Source organism: Ectopseudomonas toyotomiensis (assembly GCF_900115695.1).
Taxonomy (GTDB): domain Bacteria; phylum Pseudomonadota; class Gammaproteobacteria; order Pseudomonadales; family Pseudomonadaceae; genus Aquipseudomonas; species Aquipseudomonas toyotomiensis.
In genome coordinates this window covers 214,861-241,283 of sequence record NZ_FOXK01000002.1, presented here as the reverse complement: position 1 = coordinate 241,283, position 26,423 = coordinate 214,861, and the positions used below count along the sequence as shown (strand labels likewise).

At 63.8% G+C, this 26,423-nt stretch carries 21 protein-coding genes; 19 read left to right on the top strand and 2 right to left on the bottom strand.

Annotated elements, in window-relative coordinates; genetic code table 11:
- Positions 1 to 30 precede the first annotated feature (30 nt).
- The 8 genes from BM186_RS04315 to BM186_RS04280 all read left to right on the top strand — a co-directional run bounded on the left by BM186_RS04315 (position 31) and on the right by BM186_RS04280 (position 9,510).
- A complete protein-coding gene (locus tag BM186_RS04315) occupies positions 31 to 978 on the top strand; it encodes a GlxA family transcriptional regulator (protein ID WP_074913649.1) in 948 nt (315 codons plus the stop codon).
- 229 nt (positions 979 to 1,207) lie between these two features.
- Positions 1,208 to 2,185, top strand: coding sequence for a dipeptidase (locus BM186_RS04310; RefSeq protein WP_072423397.1), 978 nt, complete (start codon positions 1,208 to 1,210; stop codon positions 2,183 to 2,185).
- A 122-nt stretch (positions 2,186 to 2,307) separates the two neighbouring features.
- Positions 2,308 to 2,838, top strand: a complete 531-nt coding sequence (locus tag BM186_RS04305; RefSeq protein ID WP_074913648.1) for a DUF5943 domain-containing protein — start codon at positions 2,308 to 2,310, stop codon at positions 2,836 to 2,838.
- Positions 2,839 to 2,912: 74 nt separating this feature from the next.
- Positions 2,913 to 4,973, top strand: a complete 2,061-nt coding sequence (gene dgcA, locus BM186_RS04300) for a dimethylglycine demethylation protein DgcA (RefSeq protein WP_074913647.1) — start codon at positions 2,913 to 2,915, stop codon at positions 4,971 to 4,973.
- Between the two features lie 162 nt (positions 4,974 to 5,135).
- Complete coding sequence (gene dgcB, locus BM186_RS04295) at positions 5,136 to 7,097, top strand: dimethylglycine demethylation protein DgcB (protein ID WP_074913646.1); 1,962 nt, start codon at positions 5,136 to 5,138, stop codon at positions 7,095 to 7,097.
- A 37-nt stretch (positions 7,098 to 7,134) separates the two neighbouring features.
- Positions 7,135 to 8,367 (top strand): electron transfer flavoprotein subunit alpha, encoded by a 1,233-nt coding sequence (gene etfA, locus BM186_RS04290; protein ID WP_074913645.1) that lies wholly within the window; start codon positions 7,135 to 7,137, stop codon positions 8,365 to 8,367.
- A gap of 62 nt (positions 8,368 to 8,429) precedes the next feature.
- Positions 8,430 to 9,203, top strand: coding sequence for an electron transfer flavoprotein subunit beta (gene etfB / locus BM186_RS04285; RefSeq protein ID WP_074913920.1), 774 nt, complete (start codon positions 8,430 to 8,432; stop codon positions 9,201 to 9,203).
- Positions 9,204 to 9,258: 55 nt separating this feature from the next.
- Positions 9,259 to 9,510, top strand: coding sequence for a hypothetical protein (locus tag BM186_RS04280; RefSeq protein WP_003458918.1), 252 nt, complete (start codon positions 9,259 to 9,261; stop codon positions 9,508 to 9,510).
- A gap of 179 nt (positions 9,511 to 9,689) precedes the next feature.
- Here BM186_RS04280 and gbdR read toward each other — a convergent pair whose 3' ends face one another.
- Positions 9,690 to 10,784, bottom strand: coding sequence for a choline metabolism transcriptional regulator GbdR (gene gbdR, locus BM186_RS04275; RefSeq protein ID WP_017678492.1), 1,095 nt, complete (start codon positions 10,782 to 10,784; stop codon positions 9,690 to 9,692).
- Positions 10,785 to 11,479: 695 nt separating this feature from the next.
- On the opposite strand from gbdR, the gene BM186_RS04270 reads away from it, so the two are divergent.
- The 9 genes from BM186_RS04270 to betA all read left to right on the top strand — a co-directional run bounded on the left by BM186_RS04270 (position 11,480) and on the right by betA (position 22,400).
- Complete coding sequence (locus BM186_RS04270; protein ID WP_072423404.1) at positions 11,480 to 12,424, top strand: ABC transporter substrate-binding protein; 945 nt, start codon at positions 11,480 to 11,482, stop codon at positions 12,422 to 12,424.
- Positions 12,425 to 13,399: 975 nt separating this feature from the next.
- The gene (locus tag BM186_RS04265) at positions 13,400 to 14,605 is read left to right on the top strand and encodes a quaternary amine ABC transporter ATP-binding protein (protein ID WP_072423405.1); all 1,206 of its coding nucleotides are present in this window, start codon (positions 13,400 to 13,402) and stop codon (positions 14,603 to 14,605) included.
- Positions 14,598 to 15,476 carry an ABC transporter permease gene (locus BM186_RS04260; protein WP_003458908.1) on the top strand — a complete coding sequence of 293 codons (879 nt, stop codon included), beginning with the start codon at positions 14,598 to 14,600 and terminating at the stop codon, positions 15,474 to 15,476. The genes BM186_RS04265 and BM186_RS04260 overlap by 8 nt, the downstream gene beginning before the upstream one ends.
- A gap of 29 nt (positions 15,477 to 15,505) precedes the next feature.
- Positions 15,506 to 16,450 carry a choline ABC transporter substrate-binding protein gene (locus tag BM186_RS04255; RefSeq protein ID WP_072423406.1) on the top strand — a complete coding sequence of 315 codons (945 nt, stop codon included), beginning with the start codon at positions 15,506 to 15,508 and terminating at the stop codon, positions 16,448 to 16,450.
- Between the two features lie 208 nt (positions 16,451 to 16,658).
- The gene (locus BM186_RS04250; protein WP_074913644.1) at positions 16,659 to 17,510 is read left to right on the top strand and encodes a glycine betaine ABC transporter substrate-binding protein; all 852 of its coding nucleotides are present in this window, start codon (positions 16,659 to 16,661) and stop codon (positions 17,508 to 17,510) included.
- A 148-nt stretch (positions 17,511 to 17,658) separates the two neighbouring features.
- Positions 17,659 to 18,129 carry a hypothetical protein gene (locus BM186_RS04245; RefSeq protein WP_074913643.1) on the top strand — a complete coding sequence of 157 codons (471 nt, stop codon included), beginning with the start codon at positions 17,659 to 17,661 and terminating at the stop codon, positions 18,127 to 18,129.
- Positions 18,130 to 18,273: 144 nt separating this feature from the next.
- Positions 18,274 to 18,864, top strand: a complete 591-nt coding sequence (gene betI, locus BM186_RS04240; RefSeq protein WP_072423408.1) for a transcriptional regulator BetI — start codon at positions 18,274 to 18,276, stop codon at positions 18,862 to 18,864.
- 194 nt (positions 18,865 to 19,058) lie between these two features.
- The gene (betB, locus tag BM186_RS04235; RefSeq protein ID WP_074913642.1) at positions 19,059 to 20,531 is read left to right on the top strand and encodes a betaine-aldehyde dehydrogenase; all 1,473 of its coding nucleotides are present in this window, start codon (positions 19,059 to 19,061) and stop codon (positions 20,529 to 20,531) included.
- Positions 20,532 to 20,693: 162 nt separating this feature from the next.
- Positions 20,694 to 22,400 (top strand): choline dehydrogenase, encoded by a 1,707-nt coding sequence (gene betA / locus BM186_RS04230; protein ID WP_074913641.1) that lies wholly within the window; start codon positions 20,694 to 20,696, stop codon positions 22,398 to 22,400.
- Here betA and torT read toward each other — a convergent pair.
- Positions 22,389 to 23,408: a TMAO reductase system periplasmic protein TorT gene (torT, locus tag BM186_RS04225; protein ID WP_074913640.1), complete on the bottom strand. Its 1,020-nt coding sequence runs from the start codon at positions 23,406 to 23,408 to the stop codon at positions 22,389 to 22,391. The two genes, betA and torT, sit on opposite strands and share 12 nt — an antisense overlap.
- 144 nt (positions 23,409 to 23,552) lie before the next feature.
- On the opposite strand from torT, the gene mdtD reads away from it, so the two are divergent.
- Together mdtD and dbpA are read left to right on the top strand one after the other, a co-directional pair.
- Positions 23,553 to 24,974: a multidrug transporter subunit MdtD gene (gene mdtD, locus BM186_RS04220; protein ID WP_074913639.1), complete on the top strand. Its 1,422-nt coding sequence runs from the start codon at positions 23,553 to 23,555 to the stop codon at positions 24,972 to 24,974.
- 49 nt (positions 24,975 to 25,023) lie between these two features.
- The gene (gene dbpA / locus BM186_RS04215; protein WP_074913638.1) at positions 25,024 to 26,400 is read left to right on the top strand and encodes an ATP-dependent RNA helicase DbpA; all 1,377 of its coding nucleotides are present in this window, start codon (positions 25,024 to 25,026) and stop codon (positions 26,398 to 26,400) included.
- Positions 26,401 to 26,423: the final 23 nt, after the last annotated feature.

Genomic DNA, 26,423 nt, shown 5'->3' with positions numbered 1-26,423 from the left:
CTGCCACCCCGCAACGGCCTCGTGACCTGCATGCCCCAGACCTTCTGTTTTCTGCTACTACCCGGCTTTTCCATGATGGGCCTGATGTCGGCCATCGAACCGCTGCGCGTGGCCAACCGCTTTCGCGGCGAGCTGTATCGCTGGCGCCTGCTCAGCCAGGACGGCAATGCCGTACAGGCGAGCAATGGCATGTCGCTCAACGTCGATGGCGGCCTGGAGCTGCCCGAGGAAAGCCGAGCACTGTTCGTGGTCGCCGGCTTCGAGCCGCTGGCCCACTACAACCATCACCTGGCGCATTGGCTGCAACGACGCGAACCGGAACTGGCGATCCTCGGCGGCATCGACACCGGCAGCTTCGTGCTGGCCGAGGCCGGGCTGTTCCAGCACCAGCGTCTGACCCTGCACTGGGAAGCCATCGACGCCTTTCGCGAGCGCTACCCGGCGTTGCTGGTCACCCAGGAGCTGTTCGAGATCGACGGCCGGCGCATCACCAGCGCCGGCGGCACCAGCAGCCTCGACCTGATGCTCGGCCTGATTGGCCAGGAACACGGCGAGGCGCTGGCAGTGCAGGTGTCCGAACAGTTCGTGGTCAGCCGCATCCGCACCCGCCTGGATCACCAGCGTATGCAGGTGGCCAGCCGTTACGACCTGCACAACAAGAAGCTGGTGCGGGTGATCGGCGAAATGGAGCGCCAGTGCGAACAACCGCTGTCCAGCGAGGCGCTGGCCGAGTTGGCCGGCATCACCGTGCGTCAGTTGGAGCGGCTGTTTCGTCATCACCTGGATACCACGCCTTCGGCCTTCTACCTTGACCTGCGGCTGGACAAGGCGCGCCAGTTGCTGCGCCAGAGCGACCTCAGCGTGCTGGAGGTGGGCCTGGCCTGCGGCTTCGATTCGGCCTCGTACTTCTCGCGCAGCTACCGCAGACGCTTCGCCGCCAGCCCCAGCCAGGATCGCCACGAACGACCAGGCAGCTAGGCCAACCGTAGCCCGGATGCAATCCGGGGCCAGGCGCCACCGATTCCCCGGATTGCGTCCGTGCTACGCGGTGACGGGCGAAACACTGGCATATCCGTTCGCGACCTCGGCTTGACGCTTTCGGCAAACCCCCAGTCGTTTTTGCACCGGGTCGCCCTGCCCCCCAGGGATAAGCTCTCCCCAAAGCGCCGACGTCCGACTCGGCGCATCCGTTTAGGGGACAAGCCTGATGAGCCCAGCCGAATTGCACGCCGACAGCATCGTCATCGACGGTCTGATCATCGCCAAGTGGAACCGCGACCTGTTCGAAGACATGCGCAAGGGCGGCCTGACGGCGGCCAACTGCACCGTGTCGGTGTGGGAAGGTTTCCAGGCCACGGTGAACAACATCGTCGCCAGCAACAACCTTATCCGCGAGAACAGCGACCTGGTCATCCCGGTACGCACCACCGCCGACATCCGCAAGGCCAAGGAGCAAGGCAAGACCGGCATCCTCTACGGCTTCCAGAACGCCCATGCGTTCGAGGACCAGATCGGCTACGTCGAGGTATTCAAGCAGCTCGGCGTGGGCATCGTGCAGATGTGCTACAACACCCAGAACCTGGTCGGCACCGGTTGCTACGAGCGCGACGGTGGGCTGTCCGGCTTTGGCCGCGAGATCGTCGCCGAGATGAACCGCGTCGGCATCATGTGCGACCTGTCCCACGTCGGTTCCAAGACCAGCGAGGAAGTCATCCTCGAATCGAAGAAGCCGGTCTGCTACTCCCACTGCCTGCCCTCGGGCCTGAAGGAACATCCACGCAACAAGTCCGACGCCGAGCTGAAGTTCATCGCCGACCACGGCGGCTTCGTTGGCGTGACCATGTTCGCGCCCTTCCTGGCCAAGGGCATCGACTCGACCATCGATGACTACGCCGAGGCCATCGAGTACGTGATGAACCTGGTCGGCGAAGACGCCATCGGTATCGGCACCGACTTCACCCAGGGCCACGGCCAGGACTTCTTCGAATACCTGACCCACGACAAGGGCTACGCCCGGCGCCTGACCAACTTCGGCAAGATCGTCAACCCGCTGGGCATCCGCACCGTCGGCGAGTTCCCCAATCTGACCGAGACGCTACTCAAGCGAGGCATGTCCGAGCGCGTGGTGCGCAAGGTCATGGGCGAGAACTGGGTGCGCGTGCTGAAAGACGTCTGGGGCGAGTAAGCCCCTCCCAACACAATCCTTGTAGGAGCGGCTTCAGCCGCGATCCGTCCCGAAGGGACGGCATGCTTTGAAGCTTCGCGGCTGAAGCCGCTCCTACGGTTCAAACTCTGGAGTTCCCGTATATGGCCACCCACGCCCCCGAAATGCCAATCGAAGTCGACGACGAAACCGGCGTCTGGACCACCGACGCGCTGCCGATGCTCTACGTGCCGCGCCACTTCTTCGTCAACAACCACATGGGCATCGAGGAAGTGCTCGGCGCCGAGAAATACGCCGAGATCCTCTACAAGGCTGGCTACAAGTCCGCCTGGCACTGGTGCGAAAAGGAAGCCGAGTGCCACGGCATTTCCGGCGCTGCGGTGTTCGAGCACTACATGAAGCGCCTGTCGCAGCGCGGCTGGGGCCTGTTCGAAACACAGAAGCTCGACCTGGAAACCGGCCATGCCGAGGTCAAGCTCAAACATTCGGCCTTCGTCTACGTGTACGGCAAGGTGAACCGCAAGGTCGACTACATGTTCACCGGCTGGTTCTCCGGCGCCATCGACCAGATTCTCGCCGCCAAGGGCAGCCCGCTCCGTACCCACACGGTGCAGGAATACAGCGGCGCCGAAGACGGCCATGACGACGGTCTGTTCGTCACCCGGCCACTTTGAGTCACCCATAAGAAATCCGTGGGAGCGGCCAGCGCCTCCCACAACGCTAGAGCGCTTACCGTGAGGATGCCGTAATGGCCTTCGAAGCAATGTTCCAGCCGATCCAGATCGGCAAGCTGACCATCCGCAACCGTGTGCTCAGCACCGCGCACGCCGAGGTTTACGCCACCGACGGCGGCATGACCACCGAGCGCTACGTGAAGTACTACGAAGAGAAGGCCAAGGGTGGCATCGGCCTGGCCATCTGTGGCGGCTCCTCGGTGGTGGCCATCGACAGCCCGCAGCAGTGGTGGAGTTCGGTCAACCTGTCCACCGACCGCATCATCCCGCACTTCCAGAACCTGGCCGACGCCATGCACAAGCATGGCGCCAAGATCATGATCCAGATTACCCACATGGGCCGCCGCTCGCGCTGGGATGGTTTCCACTGGCCGACCCTGATGTCGCCGTCCGGCATTCGTGAGCCGGTACACCGCGCCACCTGCAAGACCATCGAGGTCGAGGAAATCTGGCGAGTGATCGGCAACTACGCGCAGGCCGCACGCCGCGCCAAGGAAGGCGGCCTGGATGGCGTCGAGCTGTCCGCCGTGCACCAGCACATGATCGACCAGTTCTGGTCGCCGCGCGTGAACAAGCGTACTGACGAATGGGGCGGCACCTTCGAGGGCCGCATGAAGTTCGGCCTGGAAGTGCTCAAGGCCGTGCGCAAGGAAGTCGGTGACGACTTCTGCGTCGGCATGCGCATCTGTGGCGACGAGTTCCACCCGGACGGCCTGTCCCATGAGGACATGAAGCAGATCGCCGCCTACTACGATGCCACCGGCATGATCGATTTTATTGGGGTCGTGGGATCAGGGTGCGACACCCACAACACCCTGGCCAATGTCATTCCGAACATGAGCTATCCGCCGGAGCCCTTCCTGCACCTGGCGGCCGGCATCAAGGAAGTGGTCAAGGTGCCAGTGCTGCACGCGCAGAACATCAAGGACCCGAACCAGGCCACGCGCATTCTCGAAGGCGGTTACGTGGACATGGTCGGCATGACCCGTGCGCACATCGCCGACCCGCACCTGATCGCCAAGATCAAGATGGGCCAGATCGACCAGATCAAACAGTGCGTCGGCGCCAACTACTGCATCGACCGCCAGTACCAGGGCCTGGACGTACTGTGCATCCAGAACGCCGCGACGTCCCGCGAATACATGGGCGTGCCGCACATCATCGAGAAGACCACCGGCGCCAAGCGCAGGGTGGTGATCGTCGGCGGCGGCCCGGCTGGCATGGAGGCAGCCCGCGTCGCCGCCGAGCGCGGTCATGACGTGACCCTGTTTGAAAAGAACGACAGTCTTGGCGGGCAGATCACCATCGCGTCGAAAGCGCCGCAACGCGACCAGATCGCCGGTATCACCCGCTGGTACCAGCTCGAGTTGGCGCGTTTGGGGATAGACCTGCGCCTGGGCACACCGGCTGACGAAGCCACCATCCTCGACCTGCGCCCGGACATCATCGTGCTGGCCAACGGTGGCCACCCGTTCCTCGAGCAGAACGAGCATTGGGGCGCGGCCGAGGGCCTGGTGGTGAGCAGCTGGGACGTGCTCTCGGGCAAGGTGGCGCCGGGCAAGAACGTGCTGGTGTACGACACCATCTGCGAATTTACCGGCATGTCGGTCGCCGACTTCCTCGCCGACAAGGGCGCCCAGGTGGAGATCGTCACCGACGACATCAAGCCGGGCGTGGCCATCGGCGGCACCAGCTTCCCGACCTACTACCGCAGCCTGTACCCGAAAGAAGTGATCATGACCGGCGACCTGATGCTGGAGAAGGTCTACCGCGAGGGCGACAAGCTGGTCGCCGTGCTGGAGAACGAATACACCGGCGCCAAGGAAGAGCGCGTGGTCGACCAGGTGGTAGTGGAGAACGGCGTGCGCCCGGACGAATCGCTGTACTACGCGCTCAAGCAGGGCTCGCGCAACAAGGGCCAGATCGACGTCGAAGCGCTGTTCGCGATCAAGCCGCAGCCGTGCCTGAGCGAGTCGGGCGACGGCTACCTGCTGTTCCGCATTGGCGATTGCGTGGCCCAGCGCAACACCCACGCAGCGATCTACGACGCGCTGCGGTTGTGCAAGGACTTTTAGCCACGACACAAACGGCCCCTCTCCCGACTGCGGGACAGGGCGGGGGGAGAGGGGCCATTGGGCGGATATCCATGTCGTCTGCCCCCTCTCCCTAACCCTCTCCCCCCAGGGGAAGAGGGGATGGATTTGCGTAGCTTTCGGTCCCGCTAAGGAGACCCCAAGATGTTGAACACCATCCTCCCCCTCCTGCTCTTCACCGCCCTGGCCCTTGCGGTCATTGGCGCGGCCAGGCGCTTCTTCATGTGGCGCCGCGGTCGGCCGGCCAAGGTCGATTGGATCGGCGGCCTGCTGAAGATGCCGCGTCGCTACCTGGTGGACCTGCACCACGTGGTCGAGCGCGACAAGTACATGTCCAAGACCCACGTCGCCACCGCTGGCGGCTTCGTCCTGGCGGCCGTGCTGGCGATCGTCGTGCACGGTTTCAGCCTGCACAGCCGCATCCTCGGCTTCGCCTTGCTGGGCGCCACGGTACTGATGTTCGTCGGCGCCCTGTTCGTTGCCAAGCGCCGTATCGACCCGCCCTCGCGGCTGTCGAAAGGCCCATGGATGCGCCTGCCGAAAAGCCTGTTGATGTTCGCCGCCAGCTTCTTCATCGCCACGCTGCCGGTTGCCGGAATTCTGCCGGTCGGTTTCGGCGGCTGGATTCTGGCCGCCGTACTGGCCGTCGGCGTGGCCTGGGGCGTGTCCGAGCTGTTCTTCGGCATGACCTGGGGCGGGCCGATGAAGCACGCCTTCGCCGGCGCCTTGCACCTGGCCTGGCACCGCCGCGCCGAGCGCTTCGGCGGCGGTCGCTCCACCGGCCTCAAGGCGCTGGACCTGGACAATCCGAAGGCGCCGCTGGGCGTGGAAAAACCCACCGACTTCACCTGGAACCAGCTGCTCGGCTTCGACGCCTGCGTGCAGTGCGGCAAATGCGAGGCCATGTGCCCGGCCTTCGCCGCTGGCCAGCCGCTGAACCCGAAGAAGCTGATTCAGGACATGGTCATCGGCCTGGCCGGTGGCAATGACGCCAAGTTCGCCGGCTCGCCCTACCCCGGCAAGCCGCTGGGCGAACACAGCGGCGGCCCACATCAGCCGATCGTCGATCTGAACGGCAAGGCGTTGGTGGATGCCGAGACCCTCTGGTCGTGCACCACCTGCCGCGCCTGCGTCGAGGAGTGCCCGATGATGATCGAGCACGTCGACGCCATCGTCGACATGCGCCGTCATCTCACCCTTGAGAAAGGCGCGACTCCGAACAAAGGCGCCGAGGTGCTGGACAACCTGATCGCCACTGACAACCCGGGCGGTTTCAACCCCGGCGGTCGCCTGAACTGGGCTGCCGACCTGAACCTGCCGCTGCTCGCCGACAAGGGCGAAACCGACGTGCTGTTCTGGGTCGGTGACGGCGCCTTCGATATGCGCAATCAGAGAACGCTGAGGGCCTTTGTGAAGATCCTCAAGGCTGCCGACGTCGACTTCGCCGTACTCGGTCTGGAAGAACGCGACAGCGGCGACGTGGCGCGCCGCCTGGGTGACGAAGCGACCTTCCAACACCTGGCCAAGCGCAACATCGCTACCCTGAGCAAGTACCGTTTCAAACGCATCGTCAGCTGCGACCCGCACAGCTTCCACGTGCTGAAGAACGAATACGGCGCGCTCGGTGGTGACTACCAGGTTCTGCACCACAGCACCTTTATCGACGAGCTGGTACGCAAGGGCGCGCTGAACCTCGGCCAGAGCAAAGCCGCCAGCGTCACCTATCACGACCCCTGCTACCTCGGCCGCTACAACGGCGAGTACGAGGCGCCACGCGCCGTACTCAAGGCTATCGGCATCGAGGTCAAGGAGATGGAACGCTCGGGCTTCCGTTCACGCTGCTGCGGCGGCGGTGGCGGCGCGCCGATCACCGACATCCCCGGCAAGCAACGTATCCCCGACATGCGCATGGTCGACATCAAGGAAACCGGCGCCGAGCTGGTGGCCGTGGGCTGCCCGCAGTGCACCGCGATGCTCGAAGCCGTGGTCGCGCCGCGCCCAGAGATCAAGGACATAGCCGAGCTGGTCGCCGAAGTGCTGATCGAAGCCACCGAGGTGGCGGCAAAAAAGCCACTCGCCAAGCGTGAACTGGCGGAGGTGCAGTGATGAAACAACAATCCCAGCGCATCCAGGAGGCCCAGGCATGAGCGACATCATCCGCCGCGACCCTCGCGCCGAGTGGATCGCCCGTAACCGCCTGCACCCGCTGCATGCAGCCATGCAGAGCCAGGATCAGACCAGTTGGATGGGCCCCAATGGCATCATCCGCAAGAACCCGCACGCCATCGCTGCCGGCTTTATCGGCCCGGCCGGGCTCAAGCGTATCGACCGCAGCGGCGCCCAGCAGGGCACTGCCGGCAAACGCAGCAGCGCCAGCGTCGAGGTGCAGCTGCCGCTACACGTCATCGAACAACCGGCGTTCCACATCTGCGTGGTGCCGGACATGGTCGGCGGCCGTCTGTCCAGCCATGACAAGGATCTCCTCGGCCTGGCCCGCAAGCTGGCCGGCGATAGTGGTGCCGTGGTCGCCGTGGTGTTCGGCGAGGACAAGGAGAACGCCTTCGACACGGCCGGCGTCGACCGCCTGCTGCGCATCGCAGGAGATGCCTTCGACGGCTACGCCCCGGAAGCCCACGTACTGGCGCTGAGCGCCGTGGAAAGCCAACTGGCACCGCGCCACTGGCTGCTGCCTGACAGCCGTACCGGTGGCGGCGAGCTGGGTCGGCGCCTGGCCGCCAAGCTCGGTGAGCGCCCTGCAACGCGCGTCTGGCAGGTCGCCGGCGAGCAGACCATCGGCCGCGCCGGCAGCGGCCAGCAGGATATCCAGCGCGCCCTGCCCCGGCTGATCCTGGCAGCGGTCGAGTGCGCCGAGCCGGTCAGCGAAACCCGTCACGAAGCACGGCCACTGGAGCTGGGCGCGAAGATCGCTCACAGCCTGCCGCGTATCGAAGATCTCGGCCCGGTGGCCGTGGATCCAGCGCAGATTCCCATGGCCGAGGCCGAGTTCATCCTCTCCGGCGGCAACGGTGTGAAGGATTGGACGCTGTTCCACCAGGCTGCCATCGCCCTCGGCGCCACCGAAGGCGCCTCGCGCGTGGCGGTGGACGACGGCTTCATGCCGCGCAACCGTCAGGTTGGCGCCACCGGTACCTGGGTCACCGCCCGCGTCTACTTGGCCGTCGGTATTTCCGGCGCCATCCAGCACCTGCAGGGCATCGGTGCCTGCGACAAGGTGGTGGCGGTGAACATGGATCCCGGCTGCGACATGATCAAACGTGCCGACCTCTCGGTGATCGGCGACTCGGCGGCGATCCTTGCGGCGCTGATGGAGCGCGTCGCCGCCTGGCGCCAGGAAGGAAAACGTGATGCGGCGTAGCCCGGATGAAATCCGGGTTCACCACCAGCTTTCCCGGATTGCATCCGGGCTACGGGGACACCATGACTGATCTTAATATCGTCGCCCTGGTCTCGGTCGGCGCCCACCCGACCTCGGGTCGCCCGCGGCGCGCCGAGCAGGACGCCCGTGCGGTCGAGCTGGGCCTGCGTCTGGCCGGACAGAACCTGCAACTGCTGCATGCCGGCGACCCTCAGGCCGAAGCCCTGCGCGGCTATCTGGGTATGGGCCTGGAACAGCTCGATGTGCTGGAACAGCCCGAAGGTGCCGACGCCCTGCCGCTACTGGTCGACTATCTGCAAGGCAGCCGCACCCAACTGGTACTCACCGGCAGCCAGGCGGAAACCGGCGAAGGCTCCGGCATGCTGCCGTTCCTGCTGGCCGAGCGCCTGGGCTGGCCGATGGTGGTCGGCCTGGCGGAAGTGGAGAAGGTCGAAAACGGCGTAGCCCAGGTGCTACAGGCGCTGCCGCGCGGACAGCGGCGCCGGCTCAAGGTACGCCTGCCCTGCGTGGCCAGCGTCGACAACGCCGCTCCGGTCGCCCGCCAGAGTGCCTTTGGCCCGGCACGGCGCGGGCAGATCGAAGCCCACGAGGTGACGGTAGTGGACGACCCGCTGCTGGCCGAAGCCAGCCTGCAGCCGGCCAAGTCACGACCCAAACGGCTCAAGGTGATCAAGGCCAAGACGGGCGCGGAACGGATGAAGGCGGCCACGGCCAAAGCCAGTGGTGGTGGCGGCCAGGTGCTCAAGGATGTCTCGCCACAGGAGGGCGCAGAGGCTATCTTCAAGCTATTGATCGAAGAAGGGGTTCTGCGCTGACCGAGGGTTGAAGACCAACTGCGCAGCGCCTGCCTCGCCACAAGGAGCCACGACCATGATGCATGCCGATCTGATCGACCAGGAAGACTTCCGTGAGCGCCTGATCGCGCTGGGCCTGAGCATTCCACCAGGTGTGACGCCCGAGCAGGCCTGCGAGCTGGCCGTCAGCGGCCTCAGCGCAGAACGTGCCGTGGCCCTGCGCCACCTGGTGGAAGAACTGCTTGGCGGCAGCGCCACCCTGCTGCCCAACGTGCGCGAAGCCATCAGCCGCCATCTGCTGCCGGCGCTGGTGCCGAAACCTGCTTGATCAACGCTGCGCCAGCGCAGCGACTTTACTCCAGCAGCAGATCGGGCTGCGTCTCATGGAATAGAGGTAGAGCCACTGGTGGGCTAAAGCCCACCCTACAAGACTAAAGCGACCAACGCAGGTCATCACTCATAACGAAACGGGGCGCCACTGGCGCCCCGTTTTCATTGCCGCTCGATTCAGATGCGTACGCTGGCGAAGGTCGACTCACCCTGGGCACGGTTGAGCGCCAGCACCGCGCTGGAATTGACCTGATGCTCGGGGATCGGCAGCAGCATGACCAGGTTGTTGCCCTGCTGACCGGCACGCTCGTCGCGCGGCGGAATACCGAAGTACTCGCGGTAGCACTTGGAGAAGTGCGGGGTGGACACGAAGCCGCAGACCGAAGCCACCTCGATGATCGACATGCTGGTCTGCTTGAGCAGCTGACGTGCGCGGATCAGGCGCAGCTTGAGGTAGTAGCGCGACGGCGAGCAGTGCAGGTACTTCTGGAACAGGCGCTCGAGCTGGCGGCGGGAAATGTCGACGAAGCAGGCCAGCTCGTCGAGGTCGATCGGCTCCTCGAGGTTGGCCTCCATCAGCGCGACGATTTCCTGCAGCTTGGGCTGGTTGCTGCCGAGCATGTGCTTGAGCGGCACGCGCTGGTGATCCTGCTCGTTGCGGATGCGCTCGTAGATGAACATCTCGGAGATGCCGGCGGCCAGCTCCCGGCCATGCTGCTGGCCGATCAGGTGCAGCATCATGTCCATCGGCGCGGTACCGCCAGAGGAGGTGTGGCGATTGCGGTCGATGGAAAACAGGCGAGTGGTGATGGCCGCACGCGGGAAGGCTTCCTGCATCGAGGCCAGGCACTCCCAATGCACGCTGCAATCGTAGCCGTCGAGCAGACCGGCCTTGGCCAGCGCCCAACTGCCGGTGCACACCGCACCGAGCAAGCGACCCTGGCGCGCCTGCAACTGCAACCAACTGACATGCTCACGCTTGACGCTGTGCTGAATATCCACGCCACCACAGACGATCACCGCATCCAACGCCGGAGCACTTTGCATGGCGGCGTCCGGGGTGATCTGCAAGCCATCACTGGCGCAGACCGGCAGGCCATCATGAGTCAGGGTATGCCAGCGAAACAGCTCCTTGCCGGAAAGCTGGTTGGCCATGCGCAGGGGCTCTACCGCCGAAGCGAGGGAAATCAGGGTGAAGTTGTCCAGGAGCAGGAAGCCGATGGACTGGGCGACACGGTTCTGGGGTTGCGCCCCTTGGCTGAACTGCGACATTGATGGAACCCTCTCACGCTAAGCACGGTGTGAGCCCAATTAGAAGTGGGCCTCTGTTTTGTCCTGGCCGGGTTTGAAAACCGGGCGGCTATGCATCTCTACGCAAAGGTCATGCCTAAATTGATCAAGCGTTCAATAAAAACTGAACCCTCAATACATGGCGCGCCAGACGGGCTCCTTGCCCCTGCTTTCAGGGTTTGCGAAACGCTCTCAAGGCCTCTTTGCGCAAGGCTTTGAGCATTTCGGTAGCACAGACTGAGCGGCCTGCTACGGCGTCTCTGGCTGTCAGTAACGGACGAGCGGTAACAACAGCGACCGCTCGGTCACACCTGAGGAAATCGATGCCCGCAAGCGTCGCACCAAAAGCTCGCGAAGCGGCGGCTTTGCCAGAATCGCTGCACCAGCAAAGGTCACCGCTCGCTGGCGTGCCAGCCGCCAGGAACGCATGGAGAAGAACATCCTGACGAATCCGCAACAGGTTCGCGATGATCCAACTTTCGCCAGCGCGCCCAGCTCTCCAACCGACTCATGCATATCCAATCGCGCCGCGGTTAACCGTCCGTGTCGGGGTCTTTTCTCGACATGCCGGTGTCGTTTCTCGCCCAGGGTGCGGCCCACCTCTTGCTGTGAAATAGCCAATCGCCCGCTCCAGGAATCTTCCAGCGGCTCCAGCCGCCCGAACAGAGGCACACCCCATGAACCGATTTGCTCGCTGGCTGCTGGTGATCGCCCTCACCTCCTCCACCGCCCTGCACGCCAAAGAAGCCGAGCGCTGCGAGCTGGTGCGCCTGAGCGATGTCGGCTGGACCGACATCACCATGACCACCGCCGTTGCCCGCCTGATACTGGGCGAGCTCGGCTATCGCACGCAGATACGCCGCCTGTCGTTGCCCGACACTTACCGCGGATTGTCCGAAGGCCAGCTGGACGTGTTCCTGGGCAACTGGATGCCGGCCCAGAGTGAACTGGTGCAGCCTCACCTGGACAGCGGCAGGATCGAGAAGCTGCACACCAACCTGCCGACGGTGCGTTACACCCTGGCGGTACTGACGCCAGGCTACGAGGGCGGACTGAAGGATTTCGCCGACATCCATCGCTTCAAGGACGAACTCGGTGGGCAGATCTTCGGCATCGAACCGGGCAACGAAGGCAACGAGATGGTCAAGGGCATGATTCGCGACAACACCTTCGGTCTGGCAGGTTTCAGCCTGGTCGAGTCGAGCGAAAGCGGCATGCTCAACCATGTCGAGCGAGCTCAACGCCTGGGCAAATGGGCGGTATTTCTCGGCTGGGAACCGCACCCGATGAACGAGCGTCTGAAGATGAACTATCTGGCCGGTGGTGATGATTATTTCGGCCCCAATTACGGAGCAGCGCAGGTCAACACGGTGGCGCGCGGCGGGTTGAGCGAGCAGTGTCCCAACCTGGCGCGGCTTTTCCGCAATATGACCTTCACCATCGCCGCAGAAAACCAGTTGATGAGCGCCGTACTGGAAGGCAATACCAACCGCCGCCGGGTGGCCAAGCAGTGGATCGAAGACAACCCGCAGATGATTGCGGCCTGGCTGGAAGGTGTGAGCCGCTATCAAGGTGGCCCTGTCAGCAAGGTATTCGACGTACCACTGGCAGGAAATGACTGATAAATTCGACGAAATGGCCGAGAAAAACCAATAAAAATGGCGGAAAACAAAGCCCACCTGGTAGCTCGAAAGGGTTTTCCATCGTCTTGTCGAGAATCACGCCCAGGCTCGCGACATGAACCGGTCGTGACCAGGCGGTCATATTGCGCCGCCTTTCGATTTTTCAGCGATTTTCGGCACTACACCATCTTTCGCTGTAAATTTTTTTCAACATCGCCGCAGCCCCCGCGCTACGCCGCCTGCGCCTCGCTTGAAGGGCTGAAAACCAGCACCGGCGCGGCTTTCAGCCTTGGCCAAGGAACGAAAAAGTCTGTTAAGGTTTTTAAAGCACGCTCTCGAAAGCGCTTCTCGATGCTCACATCGAGCGCTATTCGAAACGGCATCACGCAGTGCTTTCAGGAGCCCGGAAAACGGCGAGAACATGGAAAAACACGGGGTGTGACGGGCCATGTCGTCGCCCAACACGTCAGGGTCGCAAACCGATAATTGCGCAGACCCCAAGACTATATCGTTGAGTCAGCCGATGACGTCGCTGCCGCTTCCCGAGGGGAACGGCAGACTGGGGCTCACCGCCCCGGACCGAAGAACATACAAGCGCTGGCCCACCATCGATAGGGCGCCAGCCCAACAAGAAATTTCGGATGTACGCATGCGCCAGGACGACGCATGAACCCCCAAGGGAATGGGCTTCGAAACACTGCCAGAGGGTTTGGAAAGCGGTTTGCAGCACGGCAAGACAGTGGTCACTCATCAACAGGTTGCAACGACGCAGCGGGCAATTCTTGCCACCAGCCGCGTGCGCTGCAGCGTGCCCGAGCGCCACACTCAACGCCCGCCGCGAAACGTTCGCCAACCTCGAAACTCAGCAAACACCCACACAGGTATCAGAGGCCTGACACAGCTGATCTACGCTTCGAAGATGCGTGCCCAGCCGTGCCAGCGTGAACTGGATGCCGATTGAAGGGGAAACGTCCCATGCAGTCTGGAAAGATCGTGGTCGAACACCTGTACAAGGTTTTCGGCCCCAACCCACAAGAAGCCATCGACCTGCTCAAGGAAGGCTGGAGCAAGGAGAGGATTCTGGCCGAGAAAGGCGCCGTGATCGGCGTCAGCGATGTGTCGTTCAGTGTCGAAGAGGGCGAGATCTTCGTCCTCATGGGCCTGTCCGGCTCTGGCAAATCCACCCTCATCCGTCTGATCAACCGCCTGGTCGAACCCAGCGCCGGTGACGTCTACATCGATGGCCAGAACGTGGCCAAGCTGCCGCAATCGCAACTGATCGACCTGCGCCGACGCGACATGAGCATGGTCTTCCAGTCCTTCGCCCTGATGCCGTCGCGCAGCGTGCTGGATAACGCGGCCTTCGGCCTGGAAGTGGCCGGCACCGGCCGCAAGGAGCGCGAGAAGCGCGCCATGGAAGTGCTCAAGCAGGTTGGCCTGGACACCTTCGCTCACAAGTACCCGCACGAACTCTCCGGCGGCATGCAGCAACGCGTCGGCCTGGCCCGCGCGCTGACGGTCAACCCGTCGATGATCATCATGGACGAGGCGTTCTCCGCCCTCGACCCGCTCAAGCGCCGCGAGATGCAGGATGTGCTGCTGGAGCTGCAGAAGACCCATCGCCGCACCATCATCTTCGTCTCCCACGACATCGAAGAAGCCATGCGCATCGGTACCCGCATCGGCATCATGGAAGGCGGCAAGCTGATCCAGGTCGGCACTCCGCAGGAGCTGATCGAAAAGCCGGCCAACGAGTACGTGCGCAACTTCTTCGACACCGTCGACACCAGCCGCTACCTCACCGCCGGCCAGCTCAAGGCCGACAGCGTGCCGACCTACGTCTACAACGGCAAGGCGCCGGATGCGGCAATGATCTGCAAAGAGCTGCAGGCGCTGGACAAGCACTACGCCTTCATCGTCGACGAGCAGAACAACTTCCAGGGTTCCATCAGCCTGGAGAAGATCGCCCTGATGGTCGACGGCGACGAGCCCAGACCACTCGAAGCGGATGCGCTCAAGCAGGTGGTGCCGGTACCCGAAGACATGCCGCTGGAACACGTCATCACCCGCCTGGTGGACAACGAAGGTCCGATCCCGGTGGTGGACGCCGAAGGCCACTACTGCGGCGCCATCAGCAAGGGCCGTCTGCTGACCCGACTGCAGGGGGAATCCCATGAGTGACAAGAAACTCGACCTGGGTAGCTGGGTCAACGACGTCGTCCAGCACCTGCTGGACAACTACAGCGGTGCCTTCGACAGCATCGGCAAGCTGGTCAGCGGTTTCTCCGAAGGCATCGAAGCCTTGCTCATGCTGCCGCCGGCCTGGCTGCTGATCGCCATCTTCGTCGCCCTCGGCCTGTGGCGCATCGGCGCACGCTTCGCGGTGTTCACCGCCGTGGCGTTCATCCTGATCGTCATGACCGGGTTCTGGGAACAGACCGTGGTCACCCTCGGCCTGACCTTCTCCTCGACGTTGATCAGCCTGCTGCTGGGCATCCCGCTGGGCATCTGGGCCGCCAAGAGCGAGCGCGTGGCGACCATCATCCGGCCGATCCTCGACTTCATGCAGACCATGCCGGCGTTCGTCTACCTGATTCCGGCGGCCATGCTCTTCGGCCTCGGCCGCGTGCCCGGGATCATCGCCACGGTGATCTTCGCCATGCCGCCGGCGGTGCGCCTGACCAGCCTGGGCATTCGCCAGGTGAACAAGGAAATCGTCGAGGCCGGCCAGTCCTTCGGCTGTACCAGCCGCCAGCTGCTGTTCAAGGTACAACTGCCCAACGCCATGCCGTCGATCATGGCCGGGGTCAACCAGACCATCATGATGGCTCTGTCGATGGTGATCATCGCCTCGATGGTCGGCGCCGGTGGCCTGGGTAACGATGTACTGGCGAGTATCCAGCGCCTGGACATCGGGCTAGGCTTCGAAAGCGGCATGGCCGTGGTGCTGCTGGCGATCATTCTCGACCGCATCACTGAAAGCTTCGGCACCAAGCAGACCGCCCGCGGCGGCATCTTTGCCTGGTTCAGCGGCAAGCTGCAGCGCCAGTAAACATTTTTTCACTTCACAGGGAACCGCAGATGAAAATGATCAAGACCACTGCCGCCATCGGCCTGCTGTCCTGCGCACTGATGCAGGGCGCCATGGCCGCGGAGCCGGCGAGCTGCAAGCAGGTGCGTTTCGCCGAGATTGGCTGGGCCGACATCGCCGCCACCACGGGTGTGGCCATGACCCTGGTCGAAGGTCTGGGCTATCAGCCGCGCAAGATCATGGCCTCGGTACCCATCGCCTTCACCGGCGTGAAGAGCGGCCAGGTCGATGTGTTCCTCGGCTATTGGGCGCCATCGATGGACTCGGTGATCGAGCCATTCCTCAAGGACGATGGCGTCAAGGTACTGCCCAAGGCCAACCTCGAGGGTGCCAAGTACACCCTGGCCGTACCGACCTACGCGGCCGAAGCCGGCCTGAAGAGCTTCCAGGACATCGCCAAGTTCAAGGATCAGCTGGGCGGCAAGATCTACGGCATCGAGCCGGGTAACGACGGCAACCTGCTGATTGACGGCATGATCAAGAACAACCAGTTCGACCTCGGCGGCTTCCGCATGGTCGAGTCCAGCGAAGCCGGCATGCTGGTGCAGGTATCGCGGGCGATCAAGAAGAAAGAGCCGGTGGTCTTCCTCGGCTGGGCGCCGCACCCGATGAACACCCAGCACGACATCACCTACCTGTCCGGTGGTGACGACGTGTTCGGCCCCGACTATGGCGCGGCCAAGGTCTACACCGTGGTACCGCCGGATTACGAGGCGCGCTGCGAGAACGTCGGCAAGCTGCTGAACAACCTGCAGTTCACCGTCGATATCGAAAGCCAGCTGATGGAAAAGGTGCTGGAGAAGGAAAACCCGCAGAACGTCGCCAAGGAGTGGATCAAGGCCAACCCGGCGATCCTCGACCAGTGGCTGAGCGGCGTGACCACCTTTGACGGTCAGGACGGCGTTGCCGCCGTGAAGAAACACGTCGGGCTGTAATAGGCCGCGACCCTATTCGGGCTCGAACCTCAGGGTTCGAGCCCGGAAACCTCCTCGTAAGCCACTAGCGGCTGCTTTCTGGCCGTCACGGGGAGGCTTTGCCCGCGAACCGGCAATCTGCTGCGCAACACGGATTCGCAAGGCCCGCAATGAGAACGAGCCAGTCAACGATCTTGCAACTGCCACTCACTGATGGAGCACAACAAACATGCGCGTAATCAAGCATCTCTGCCTCGGCGCTGCCGCCCTGGCCATCGGCATGGGCAGCGCCCTGGCCGCCGACAAACCCACCCTGAAAATCGGCTATGTCAACGGCTGGGACGACAGCGTTGCCGTCACCCACGTCGCCGGTGAAATCCTGCAAAGCAAACTCGGCTACACCGTCGAACTGAAGCCAGTCGAACCCGCCATCATGTGGCAGGGCGTGGCCCGTGGCGACCTGGATGCCACCCTCTCCGCCTGGCTGCCGGCCACTCATGGCGAGTACTTCGAAAAGCTCAAGGACAAGGTGGAAATCCTCGGCACCAACTATTCCGGCGCCAAGATCGGCCTGATCGTGCCGGACTACGTCGAAGCCAAGACCATCGAGGATCTGGAGAAATACGCCAAGGACTTCGACGGCAAGATCACCGGCATCGACGCCGGTGCCGGCGTGATGCGCCGCACCGAAGACGCCATCAAGGAGTACAACCTGGCCAGCATCAAGCTGATGCCGAGCTCGGGCCCGGCCATGGCCACCGCCCTGACCCGCGCCGAGAAAGCGCAGAAGCCGATCGTGGTCACCGGCTGGATTCCGCACTGGATGTTCGCCAAGTGGAAACTGCGCTTCCTCGAAGATCCGAAGAAAGTCTTCGGCGACGACGAGCGTGTCGACACCGTGGCCAATCCTGAGCTGAAGGACAAGGCCGCCGACGCTGCCGCCTTCCTCAGCAAGATTTCCTGGAGCGGTGAAGAAGTAGGCGCGGTGATGCTGGCCATCCGCGAAGGCGCCAAGCCGGACCAGGCCGCCAAGGACTGGATCGCCGCCAACCCGGAGCGCGTGGAGAGCTGGCTGAAATAAGCCACAAGCCCGCAACACGACAAAGCGGGCTTTCGGCCCGCTTTGTCGTTCAGCTACCGAGCCGACTTTGTCCTTCTGAAAATCCTGAGTGCTTTCTGCAGATCGCCTCGATAAGCTGGAGCCCAACTCAAGTTCAAGGACGATATGCATGCGCCTGCTGCCTCTAATCATCATTTCGCTGCTTGCCGGATGCGCAACCCAGTCAGTTCCAGCCAATCGCGCGATACCGGTGTCTACCGAGCGATTGTTAAGCTATCAGGAAATACCATCCGAACCCTTTCAGTACCTAGTGATCAACCGGGATAAAGGATTTAGCGGGAGTAGCTGTGATGCCGCAATCTACATTGACGGCCAGTTGAGCGTGCGGCTCAACCCTGAAGAGTCAGCCATATTCAAACTGCCCCTGGGCGACTACACCCTATCCGTAGATGCCGGTGATTGCGGAAAGGATCAGTTGCAGGCGTCAATATTGAGTACGGCAGCAGCGAGGTTCCGCATCACCTTCGACTCGAAAGCCCAGGCAAGTATTCTGCCGACAGAAGCCGGCCTCAATCGACTCTGCTCCATCGGGATGTGCGGCCAGCCTCCAGGAACGCCTGTTCCATGGTGGCTCTACTGATCAAGATAGGAACCATGAGCCAACATGCACAGCGCACTCTAGGTTCCACCTTGCGCCACACGACCTCTCGTCGCCTCATGTAATTGATCGAACGATCAAAATCCGCCTAGACTCCGGCCCAACTTCCCCTTGCTGGAGATCCCCATGCCCAAGGTCGGCATGCAGCCCATTCGTCGTTCGCAGTTGATTGCCGCCACCCTGGAAGCCGTCGACCAGGTCGGCATGGCCGACGCCAGCATCGCCTATATCGCCCGCCTGGCCGGGGTCTCCAATGGCATCATCAGCCACTACTTCAACGACAAGAACGGCCTGCTCGAAGCCACCATGCGCCACCTGATGCAGGCGCTCAGCGATGCGGTGGGCGCACGCCGTCGCGCACTGCGCGAGGACAGCCCGCGTGCTCATCTGAAGGCGATGATCGACGGCAACTTCGACGATAGCCAGGTCAGCGGCCCGGCGATGAAGACCTGGCTGGCGTTCTGGGCCAGCAGCATGCACCAGCCGGCCCTGCGCCGTTTGCAGAGGGTCAACGATCACCGTCTCTACTCCAACCTGTGCGGCCAGTTCCATCGCGCGCTGCCGCAAGACCAGGCACGCTTCGCCGCCCGCGGTCTGGCCTCGCTGATCGACGGCCTGTGGCTGCGCGGCGCACTGTCCGGCGAAGCCTTCGACACCGAACAGGCACGCCGCATCGCCTACGACTACCTCGACCTGCAGTTGGCCAAGGCTTCGTAGGGTGCGCTGTCGCACCGCGTACATCCTCTTTCTCTGATCATTTAGATCGCTCGGTGCGCGCAGCGCACCCTACGACCGTGCACCTTGCGGGCATGTCGCGTTTGGCTGCGCCTTGTCGTTTTTATTGATTGATCGTTCAATTTAAATAAAATAGGCTGTTCTCCAAGCAGATTGCCAAGTGCAGAGGACAGCCCATGCCCCGTTTCGCCGAACAGCAGCTCTACATCGGTGGCCAGTACGTCGCCGCCAGCAGTGGAGAAACCTTCGACAGCATCAACCCGGCCACCGGCGAGGTGCTGGCCAAGGTGCAACGCGCCAGCCAGGCCGACGTCGACCGGGCTGTGGCCAGCGCAGCCGAAGGGCAGAAGGTGTGGGCGGCGATGACCGCCATGCAGCGCTCGCGCATCCTGCGCAAGGCCGTGGACATCCTCCGTGAGCGCAACGATGAGCTGGCCGAGCTGGAAACCCTCGACACTGGCAAACCCCTGAGCGAAACCCGCTACGTCGACATCGTCACCGGCGCCGATGTGCTGGAGTACTACGCCGGCCTGATCCCGGCCATCGAGGGCGAGCAGATCCCGCTGCGCGAGACCTCCTTCGTCTATACCCGTCGCGAACCGCTGGGCGTGGTCGCCGGCATCGGCGCCTGGAACTACCCGATCCAGATCGCCCTGTGGAAATCCGCCCCAGCGCTGGCCGCCGGCAACGCGATGATCTTCAAGCCCAGCGAAGTCACCTCGCTGACCGCGCTGAAACTCGCCGAGATCTACACCGAAGCAGGCCTGCCGGCTGGCGTGTTCAACGTACTCACCGGCAGCGGTCGCGAAGTCGGCCAGTGGCTGACCGAGCACCCTGGCATCGAGAAGATTTCCTTCACTGGCGGCACCGTCACCGGCAAGAAGGTGATGGCCAGCGCCTCCAGCTCCAGCCTCAAGGAAGTGACCATGGAACTGGGCGGCAAGTCGCCGCTGATCGTCTTCGAGGACGCCGACCTGGACCGCGCCGCCGACATCGCGGTGATGGCCAACTTCTACAGCTCCGGCCAGGTGTGCACAAACGGCACCCGCGTGTTCGTGCCACGCATGCTGCAGGCGCGCTTCGAGGCCAAGGTACTGGAGCGGGTCAAACGCATCCGCCTCGGCGATCCGCTGGATGACGCCACCAACTTCGGCCCGCTGGTGAGCTACGCGCACATGGACAGCGTGCTCGGCTACATCGAGAAGGGCCGCAGCGAGGGCGCGCGCCTGCTGATCGGCGGCGCGCGCGTGACCGACGGCGACTACGCCAAGGGCGCCTACGTCGCCCCCACCGTGTTCACCGACTGTCGGGACGACATGACCATAGTGCGCGAGGAAATCTTCGGCCCGGTGATGAGCATCCTCATCTACGACAGCGAAGAGGAAGTGATCCGCCGCGCCAACGACACCGACTACGGCCTGGCCGCCGGCGTGGTGACCCGCGATCTGAACCGCGCGCACCGGGTGATCCACAAGCTGGAAGCCGGAATTTGCTGGATCAACACCTGGGGCGAATCGCCGGCCGAGATGCCGGTGGGCGGCTACAAGCAGTCCGGTGTCGGTCGCGAGAACGGCCTGGTCACCCTCGGCCACTACACCCGCATCAAGTCGGTGCAGCTGGAAATGGGCGATTACACCTCGGTGTTCTGAACCCACCACAGCATAGGAGCGGCCGGGCGGCGCACCGTTTCAGCCACGAAAGACATCGCGGATGAATCCGCTCCTACAAAGAAGTCGCCCCCCGTAGCCCGGGTGCAATCCGGGAACAGTCACCGCGTTTTCCCGGATCACAGCCGGGCAGCAGGAGGAGCCATGACCCAGGAATTCGACTACATCATCATCGGTGCCGGTTCGGCCGGTAACGTCCTGGCCACCCGGCTGACCGAAGACGCTGACGTCAGCGTGCTGCTGCTGGAAGCCGGCGGCCCCGACTACCGCCTCGATTTCCGCACCCAGATGCCCGCTGCCCTGGCCTTCCCGCTGCAGGGCCGGCGCTACAACTGGGCCTACGAGACCGACCCCGAGCCGTACATGAACAACCGCCGCATGGAATGCGGACGCGGCAAGGGCCTGGGCGGCTCATCCCTGATCAATGGCATGTGCTACATCCGCGGCAACGCCCTGGACTTCGATAACTGGGCCAAGGCCAAGGGCCTGGAAGACTGGACCTATCTGGACTGCCTGCCTTACTTCCGCAAGGCGGAAAGCCGCGACATAGGCCCCAACGATTACCACGGCGGCGACGGCCCGGTGAGCGTGACCACGCCCAAGGCCGGCAACAACCCGTTGTTCCACGCCATGGTCGAGGCCGGCGTGCAGGCCGGCTATCCACGTACCGATGACCTCAACGGCTATCAGCAGGAAGGCTTCGGCCCGATGGACCGCACCGTGACCCCGGAAGGCCGCCGCGCCAGCACCGCGCGTGGCTATCTGGACCAGGCACGGGCGCGCGCCAACCTGACCATCGTCACCCACGCCACCACCGACCGCATCCTCTTCGACGGCAAGCGCGCCAGCGGCGTCAGCTACCTGATCGGCAACGCCAACGACGCCACCGAAGCCCGTGCTCGCCGCGAAGTGCTGCTGTGCGCTGGCGCTATCGCCTCACCGCAAATTCTGCAGCGCTCCGGCGTCGGCCCCGCCGCGCTGCTGCGCGAGCTGGACATTGCACTGGTGCACGAACTGCCCGGCGTCGGCCAGAACCTGCAGGATCACCTGGAGATGTACCTGCAATACGCCTGCACCGAACCAGTGTCCCTGTACCCCGCGCTCAAGCTGCTCAACCAGCCCGGCATCGGCGCGCAATGGCTGTTCGCCGGCAACGGTATCGGCGCCAGCAACCAGTTCGAGGCCGGCGGTTTCATCCGCACGCGCCCGGAGTTCGCCTGGCCCAATATCCAGTTCCATTTCCTGCCGGTGGCGATCAACTACAACGGCAGCAACGCGGTCAACGAGCACGGTTTCCAGGCTCACGTCGGCTCGATGCGCTCGCCCAGCCGCGGGCGCATCCAGCTCAAGTCGAAGGACCCGCGCCAGCACCCGAGCATCCTCTTCAACTACATGAGCGCCGATCAGGACTGGCAGGAATTTCGTGACGGCATCCGCCTGACCCGCGAGATCATGGCGCAGCCTGCGCTCGATCCGTACCGTGGGCGTGAAATCAGCCCTGGCGCGCATGTGCAGAGCGACGCCGAGCTGGATGCCTTCATTCGCGAGCATGCGGAAACGGCTTTCCACCCCTCCTGCTCGTGCAAGATGGGCGAGGACGACATGGCGGTGGTCGATGGTCAGGGCCGCGTGCACGGCCTGCAGGGTTTGCGGGTGGTGGATGCGTCGATCATGCCGGAGATCATCACCGGCAACCTCAACGCCACCACCATCATGATCGCCGAGAAGATCGCGGATCGGATTCGCGGGCGCCAGCCATTGCCGCGCAGCAACGCGCCCTACTTCGTCGCGGGCGAACGCCCGGTGCGTGGTACGCCGCTGCGTAGCCAGCAAGACAGGTTAGTCGGGTAATTCCTGGCGGATCATCCAGTGGCCCTCGGGCGGCATCAGCCGGCCGAGGTCGAAACGATCCAGTGAGTCGGCGTCGAGCATTTCGATCTGCGGGCTCACCAGCTGCGGCAGCTTTTCGCCCTGCAGGCCACGAACGGCCAGATCGAGGGCGATGCGCGCCTGAATAACCGGTGAATCGGTGGGTGCAGCCAGTACCTGACCCTCGCGAATCTGCTCCAGCACCCGCTCGGTGGCATAGAACGACAACACCTGCGCTTCGGAACCGATATTGCGCACCAACTGCGCGGCGAAGGCCGCGCCTTCGGCATTGGCGATCAGGTAATCGAGACGTGGATGCTGCTTGAGCAGCTCCCGCGTCAGCTGCGCCTGCCTACTGCGATCCACTGGGGCATAACCACCATGGGCCAGGGTCACCCTGGTTCCAGGCAAGGCATCACGCAGGCCGCGTTCGGCATCCTGCACCCAGCCAGCATCGGCAGGGCCGGGTAGCCAGCCGACCTGAATCGGCCGCCCTTCACTGACACGTACCAGATACTTGAGCGTGGCACGCGTCATGTCGGCGAAGTCGACCCGCGAATGCGCGCTGAGCCCTGGGCATTCCAGGCGATTGACCAAATCGATTACCGGCCGACCGGCCTTGATCTGCACTTCTGCTGCGCTGCACAGGTCATAGGTGTTGATACTGGCGACGACGAAAGCATCGGCGCCCTCGGCTACACAATGCTCGAACTGCTCCACTTGCACCTCGGCATACTCGTAGCCACCGGCTTCGTAGATACCCAGGCGCACGCCAAGGCGTCTGGCTTCCTGATCCAGCCCCCAGGCCACGCCCCACCAGTAGCGATCCTTGCCATGAGGCAGCAGTGCGCAGATACGCCAGGGCTGGCTGGCCACCGGCAAAGGCCGGTAATCCAGCATGCGGCCATCGGCACGTACCGGATAAGGGAACCACTCGGCCGCCAGCAGCGACTGGCAAGCCAGCGAAAGCCACAGAGTCAACCAGCGCATGACGCCGTCCTTAGCCCTTGCGGGGCGATGTGCCAGTAACCCCAGCGTAGCACCACCTCGGACACCTGCTTGCACGTTGGCAACCCGCAGTTGCCCGGGCTCGGTCGGCGGCCTAGAGTGGGGTGCACAAACCATGAGAACAGCATGACCAATCCCACCCTGCTCGACCCCAGAACCGCCCGCCTGCTGCCCTGGATAGTCGCCATCGCCTTCTTCATGCAGACGCTCGATGGCACCATCCTCAACACCGCATTACCGGCCATGGCCGCCGACCTCGGCGAAAATCCATTGCGCATGCAGTCGGTGGTGATCGCCTACATGCTTACCGTGGCCCTGCTGATCCCGGCCTCGGGCTGGGTCGCCGACCGCTTCGGCACGCGGCGCATCTTCTTCGGCGCCATCGCCCTGTTCAGCCTTGGCTCGCTACTCTGCGCGCTGTCGGAGTCGCTGAGCATGCTGATCGGCGCACGGGTCATCCAGGGCCTGGGCGGCGCGCTGATGATGCCGGTCGGGCGCCTGGTGGTACTGCGCGCCTATCCGCGTTCTGAGCTGGTACGGATCATGAGCTTCATCACCCTGCCTGGCCTGCTTGGCCCGCTGATCGGCCCGAGCCTCGGTGGCTGGTTGGTGGAAGTGGCCAGCTGGCACTGGATCTTCCTGATCAACCTGCCGGTGGGGCTACTCGGCTGCTGGGCGGCATTGCGCCATATGCCCGACCTGCGCGGCCCTGAGCGCAGCCGCTTCGATACCGGCGGCTTTCTGCTGTTCGGCGCCGCCATGCTGCTGATCACCGTGGCCCTGGAAGGGCTCGGCGAACTGCACCTGCCGACCATGCGCGTGGTGCTGCTGTTGCTCGGCGGCATGGCCTGCCTGGCCGCCTACTGGCTGCGCGCCGGGCGCATCGAGCAGCCATTGTTCGCACCCAGGCTGTTCCACACCCGCAGTTTCGCCGTGGGCATCATCGGCAACCTGTTCGCCCGCCTCGGCAGCGGCGCGCTACCTTTCCTCACGCCGCTGCTGCTGCAACTGGCGATGGGCTATTCGCCGGCCCAGGCCGGCATGAGCCTGATTCCGCTGGCGCTGGCGGCCATGGCAGCCAAGCCGCTGGCCAGGCCGCTGATCGAGCGCCTCGGCTACCGCAACATCCTCACCAGCAACACCCTGCTGCTCGGCGCCCTGATCGCCAGCCTGGCCCTGGTCGACGCACAAACCTCGACCTTGCAGCTGATCATCCAGCTGAGCCTGATCGGCGCCTGCAACTCGCTGCAGTTCACCGCGATGAACACGGTAACGCTGATCGACCTGGACAACCGCGACGCCAGCAGCGGCAACAGCCTCCTGTCGGTGGTGGTACAGCTGGCGATGGGCCTTGGCGTTGCCTCGGCGGCGGCCCTGCTCAGCGGTTTCAGCCGCGAGCTGGGCGACAATGGCCATGTGCTGGAGGCATTCCAGGCGACCTACCTGTGCGTTGGCCTGCTGTCGATGCTGGCAGCGGCGATCTTCCTGCAACTGGACACGAAAGATGGCCGTAGCGGGCGCAATATCGAGGTTTCAGCGGACGAATGAGCGGGCCTGCTACACTGCCGGCCTGTTTCTTCACCCCCGAGCTCTTGCCGTGACCGCTACTGCCTTCGCCAGCCTGCCCATTTCTGCCGCCATGCAGGCCAATCTCGCCGCCATCGGCTATGCCGAGATGACGCCCATCCAGGCCGCCAGCCTGCCGCTGATTCTCAAGGGCCGCGATCTGATCGCCCAGGCCAAGACCGGCAGCGGCAAGACCGCAGCCTTCGGCATCGGCCTGCTGCATCCGCTCAACCCGCGCTACTTCGGCTGCCAGGCCATGGTGCTATGCCCGACGCGCGAACTGGCCGATCAGGTGGCCAAGGAAATCCGCCGCCTGGCCCGTGCTGCCGACAACATCAAGGTGCTTACCCTCTGCGGCGGCGTGCCCTTCGGCCCGCAGATCGGCTCGCTCGAGCATGGTGCGCACGTGATCGTCGGCACGCCGGGACGGGTGCAGGAGCATCTGCGCAAAGGCACGCTGAAAGTCGATGGGCTCAATACCCTGGTACTCGACGAAGCCGACCGTATGCTCGACATGGGTTTTATCGACAGCATCGCCGACATCATCGAGCAGACCCCGGCACGCCGCCAGACCCTGCTGTTCTCCGCCACCTATCCGCCCGCCATCGAGCAGCTTGCCGCACGTTTCTTGCGTAGCCCGGAGCGGGTCGAAGTGGAGGCGCAGCACGACGACGGGCAGATTGAGCAGCGCTTCTACGAAATAGCGCCGAGCCAACGTATGGAAGCGGTCAGCACCCTGCTGCGGCATTTCCGCAAGCAACCGACGGTGGCCTTCTGTGCCACCCGCCAACAGTGCGACGAACTGGCCGCACAGCTGGAGGCCGAGAAGATTTCCGCCGCCGCGCTGCATGGCGATCTGGAACAGCGTGATCGCGATCAGATTCTCGCGCTGTTCGCCAATCGCAGCCTCAGCGTGCTGGTGGCCACCGACGTGGCCGCGCGCGGCCTGGATATCGCCGGGCTGGAAATGGTGATCAACGTCGAGCTGTCGCGTGATGCCGAGGTGCATATCCACCGCATCGGCCGTAGTGGTCGCGCTGGTGAGAAAGGCCTGGCACTGAGCCTGGTGGCCCCGGCCGAAGCCGGTCGCGCCCAGGCCATCGAAACCCTGCAAGGCAAGGAACTGGCCTGGTACCCGCTGCCCGCAGCCAAGGCGACGGGTGAGCCGCTGCTGCCGCCGATGCACACCCTGTGCATTGGCGCCGGACGCAAGGACAAACTACGCCCCGGCGATATCCTTGGTGCCCTGACCGGTGACGCCGGGCTGCCCGGTAGCCAGGTCGGCAAGATCGCCCTGTTCGACTACCAGGCCTATGTCGCCGTCGAACGCGACGTCGCCCGCCAAGCGCTCAAGCGCCTCACTGAGGGCAAGATCAAGGGTAGAACGCTGCGTGTGCGTCTATTGTAAGGCTGATATAAAGAATCAAACGG

Bases quoted from the DNA above. Each gene is read 5' to 3' on its own strand.
- BM186_RS04315 (WP_074913649.1), top strand. From the start codon at position 31: ATGCCCCAGACCTTCTGTTTTCTGCTACTACCCGGCTTTTCCATGATG.
- BM186_RS04310 (WP_072423397.1), top strand. From the start codon at position 1,208: ATGAGCCCAGCCGAATTGCACGCCGACAGCATCGTCATCGACGGTCTG.
- BM186_RS04305 (WP_074913648.1), top strand. From the start codon at position 2,308: ATGGCCACCCACGCCCCCGAAATGCCAATCGAAGTCGACGACGAAACC.
- dgcA (WP_074913647.1), top strand. From the start codon at position 2,913: ATGGCCTTCGAAGCAATGTTCCAGCCGATCCAGATCGGCAAGCTGACC.
- dgcB (WP_074913646.1), top strand. From the start codon at position 5,136: ATGTTGAACACCATCCTCCCCCTCCTGCTCTTCACCGCCCTGGCCCTT.
- etfA (WP_074913645.1), top strand. From the start codon at position 7,135: ATGAGCGACATCATCCGCCGCGACCCTCGCGCCGAGTGGATCGCCCGT.
- etfB (WP_074913920.1), top strand. From the start codon at position 8,430: ATGACTGATCTTAATATCGTCGCCCTGGTCTCGGTCGGCGCCCACCCG.
- BM186_RS04280 (WP_003458918.1), top strand. From the start codon at position 9,259: ATGATGCATGCCGATCTGATCGACCAGGAAGACTTCCGTGAGCGCCTG.
- gbdR (WP_017678492.1), bottom strand. From the start codon at position 10,784: ATGTCGCAGTTCAGCCAAGGGGCGCAACCCCAGAACCGTGTCGCCCAG.
- BM186_RS04270 (WP_072423404.1), top strand. From the start codon at position 11,480: ATGAACCGATTTGCTCGCTGGCTGCTGGTGATCGCCCTCACCTCCTCC.
- BM186_RS04265 (WP_072423405.1), top strand. From the start codon at position 13,400: ATGCAGTCTGGAAAGATCGTGGTCGAACACCTGTACAAGGTTTTCGGC.
- BM186_RS04260 (WP_003458908.1), top strand. From the start codon at position 14,598: ATGAGTGACAAGAAACTCGACCTGGGTAGCTGGGTCAACGACGTCGTC.
- BM186_RS04255 (WP_072423406.1), top strand. From the start codon at position 15,506: ATGAAAATGATCAAGACCACTGCCGCCATCGGCCTGCTGTCCTGCGCA.
- BM186_RS04250 (WP_074913644.1), top strand. From the start codon at position 16,659: ATGCGCGTAATCAAGCATCTCTGCCTCGGCGCTGCCGCCCTGGCCATC.
- BM186_RS04245 (WP_074913643.1), top strand. From the start codon at position 17,659: ATGCGCCTGCTGCCTCTAATCATCATTTCGCTGCTTGCCGGATGCGCA.
- betI (WP_072423408.1), top strand. From the start codon at position 18,274: ATGCCCAAGGTCGGCATGCAGCCCATTCGTCGTTCGCAGTTGATTGCC.
- betB (WP_074913642.1), top strand. From the start codon at position 19,059: ATGCCCCGTTTCGCCGAACAGCAGCTCTACATCGGTGGCCAGTACGTC.
- betA (WP_074913641.1), top strand. From the start codon at position 20,694: ATGACCCAGGAATTCGACTACATCATCATCGGTGCCGGTTCGGCCGGT.
- torT (WP_074913640.1), bottom strand. From the start codon at position 23,408: ATGCGCTGGTTGACTCTGTGGCTTTCGCTGGCTTGCCAGTCGCTGCTG.
- mdtD (WP_074913639.1), top strand. From the start codon at position 23,553: ATGACCAATCCCACCCTGCTCGACCCCAGAACCGCCCGCCTGCTGCCC.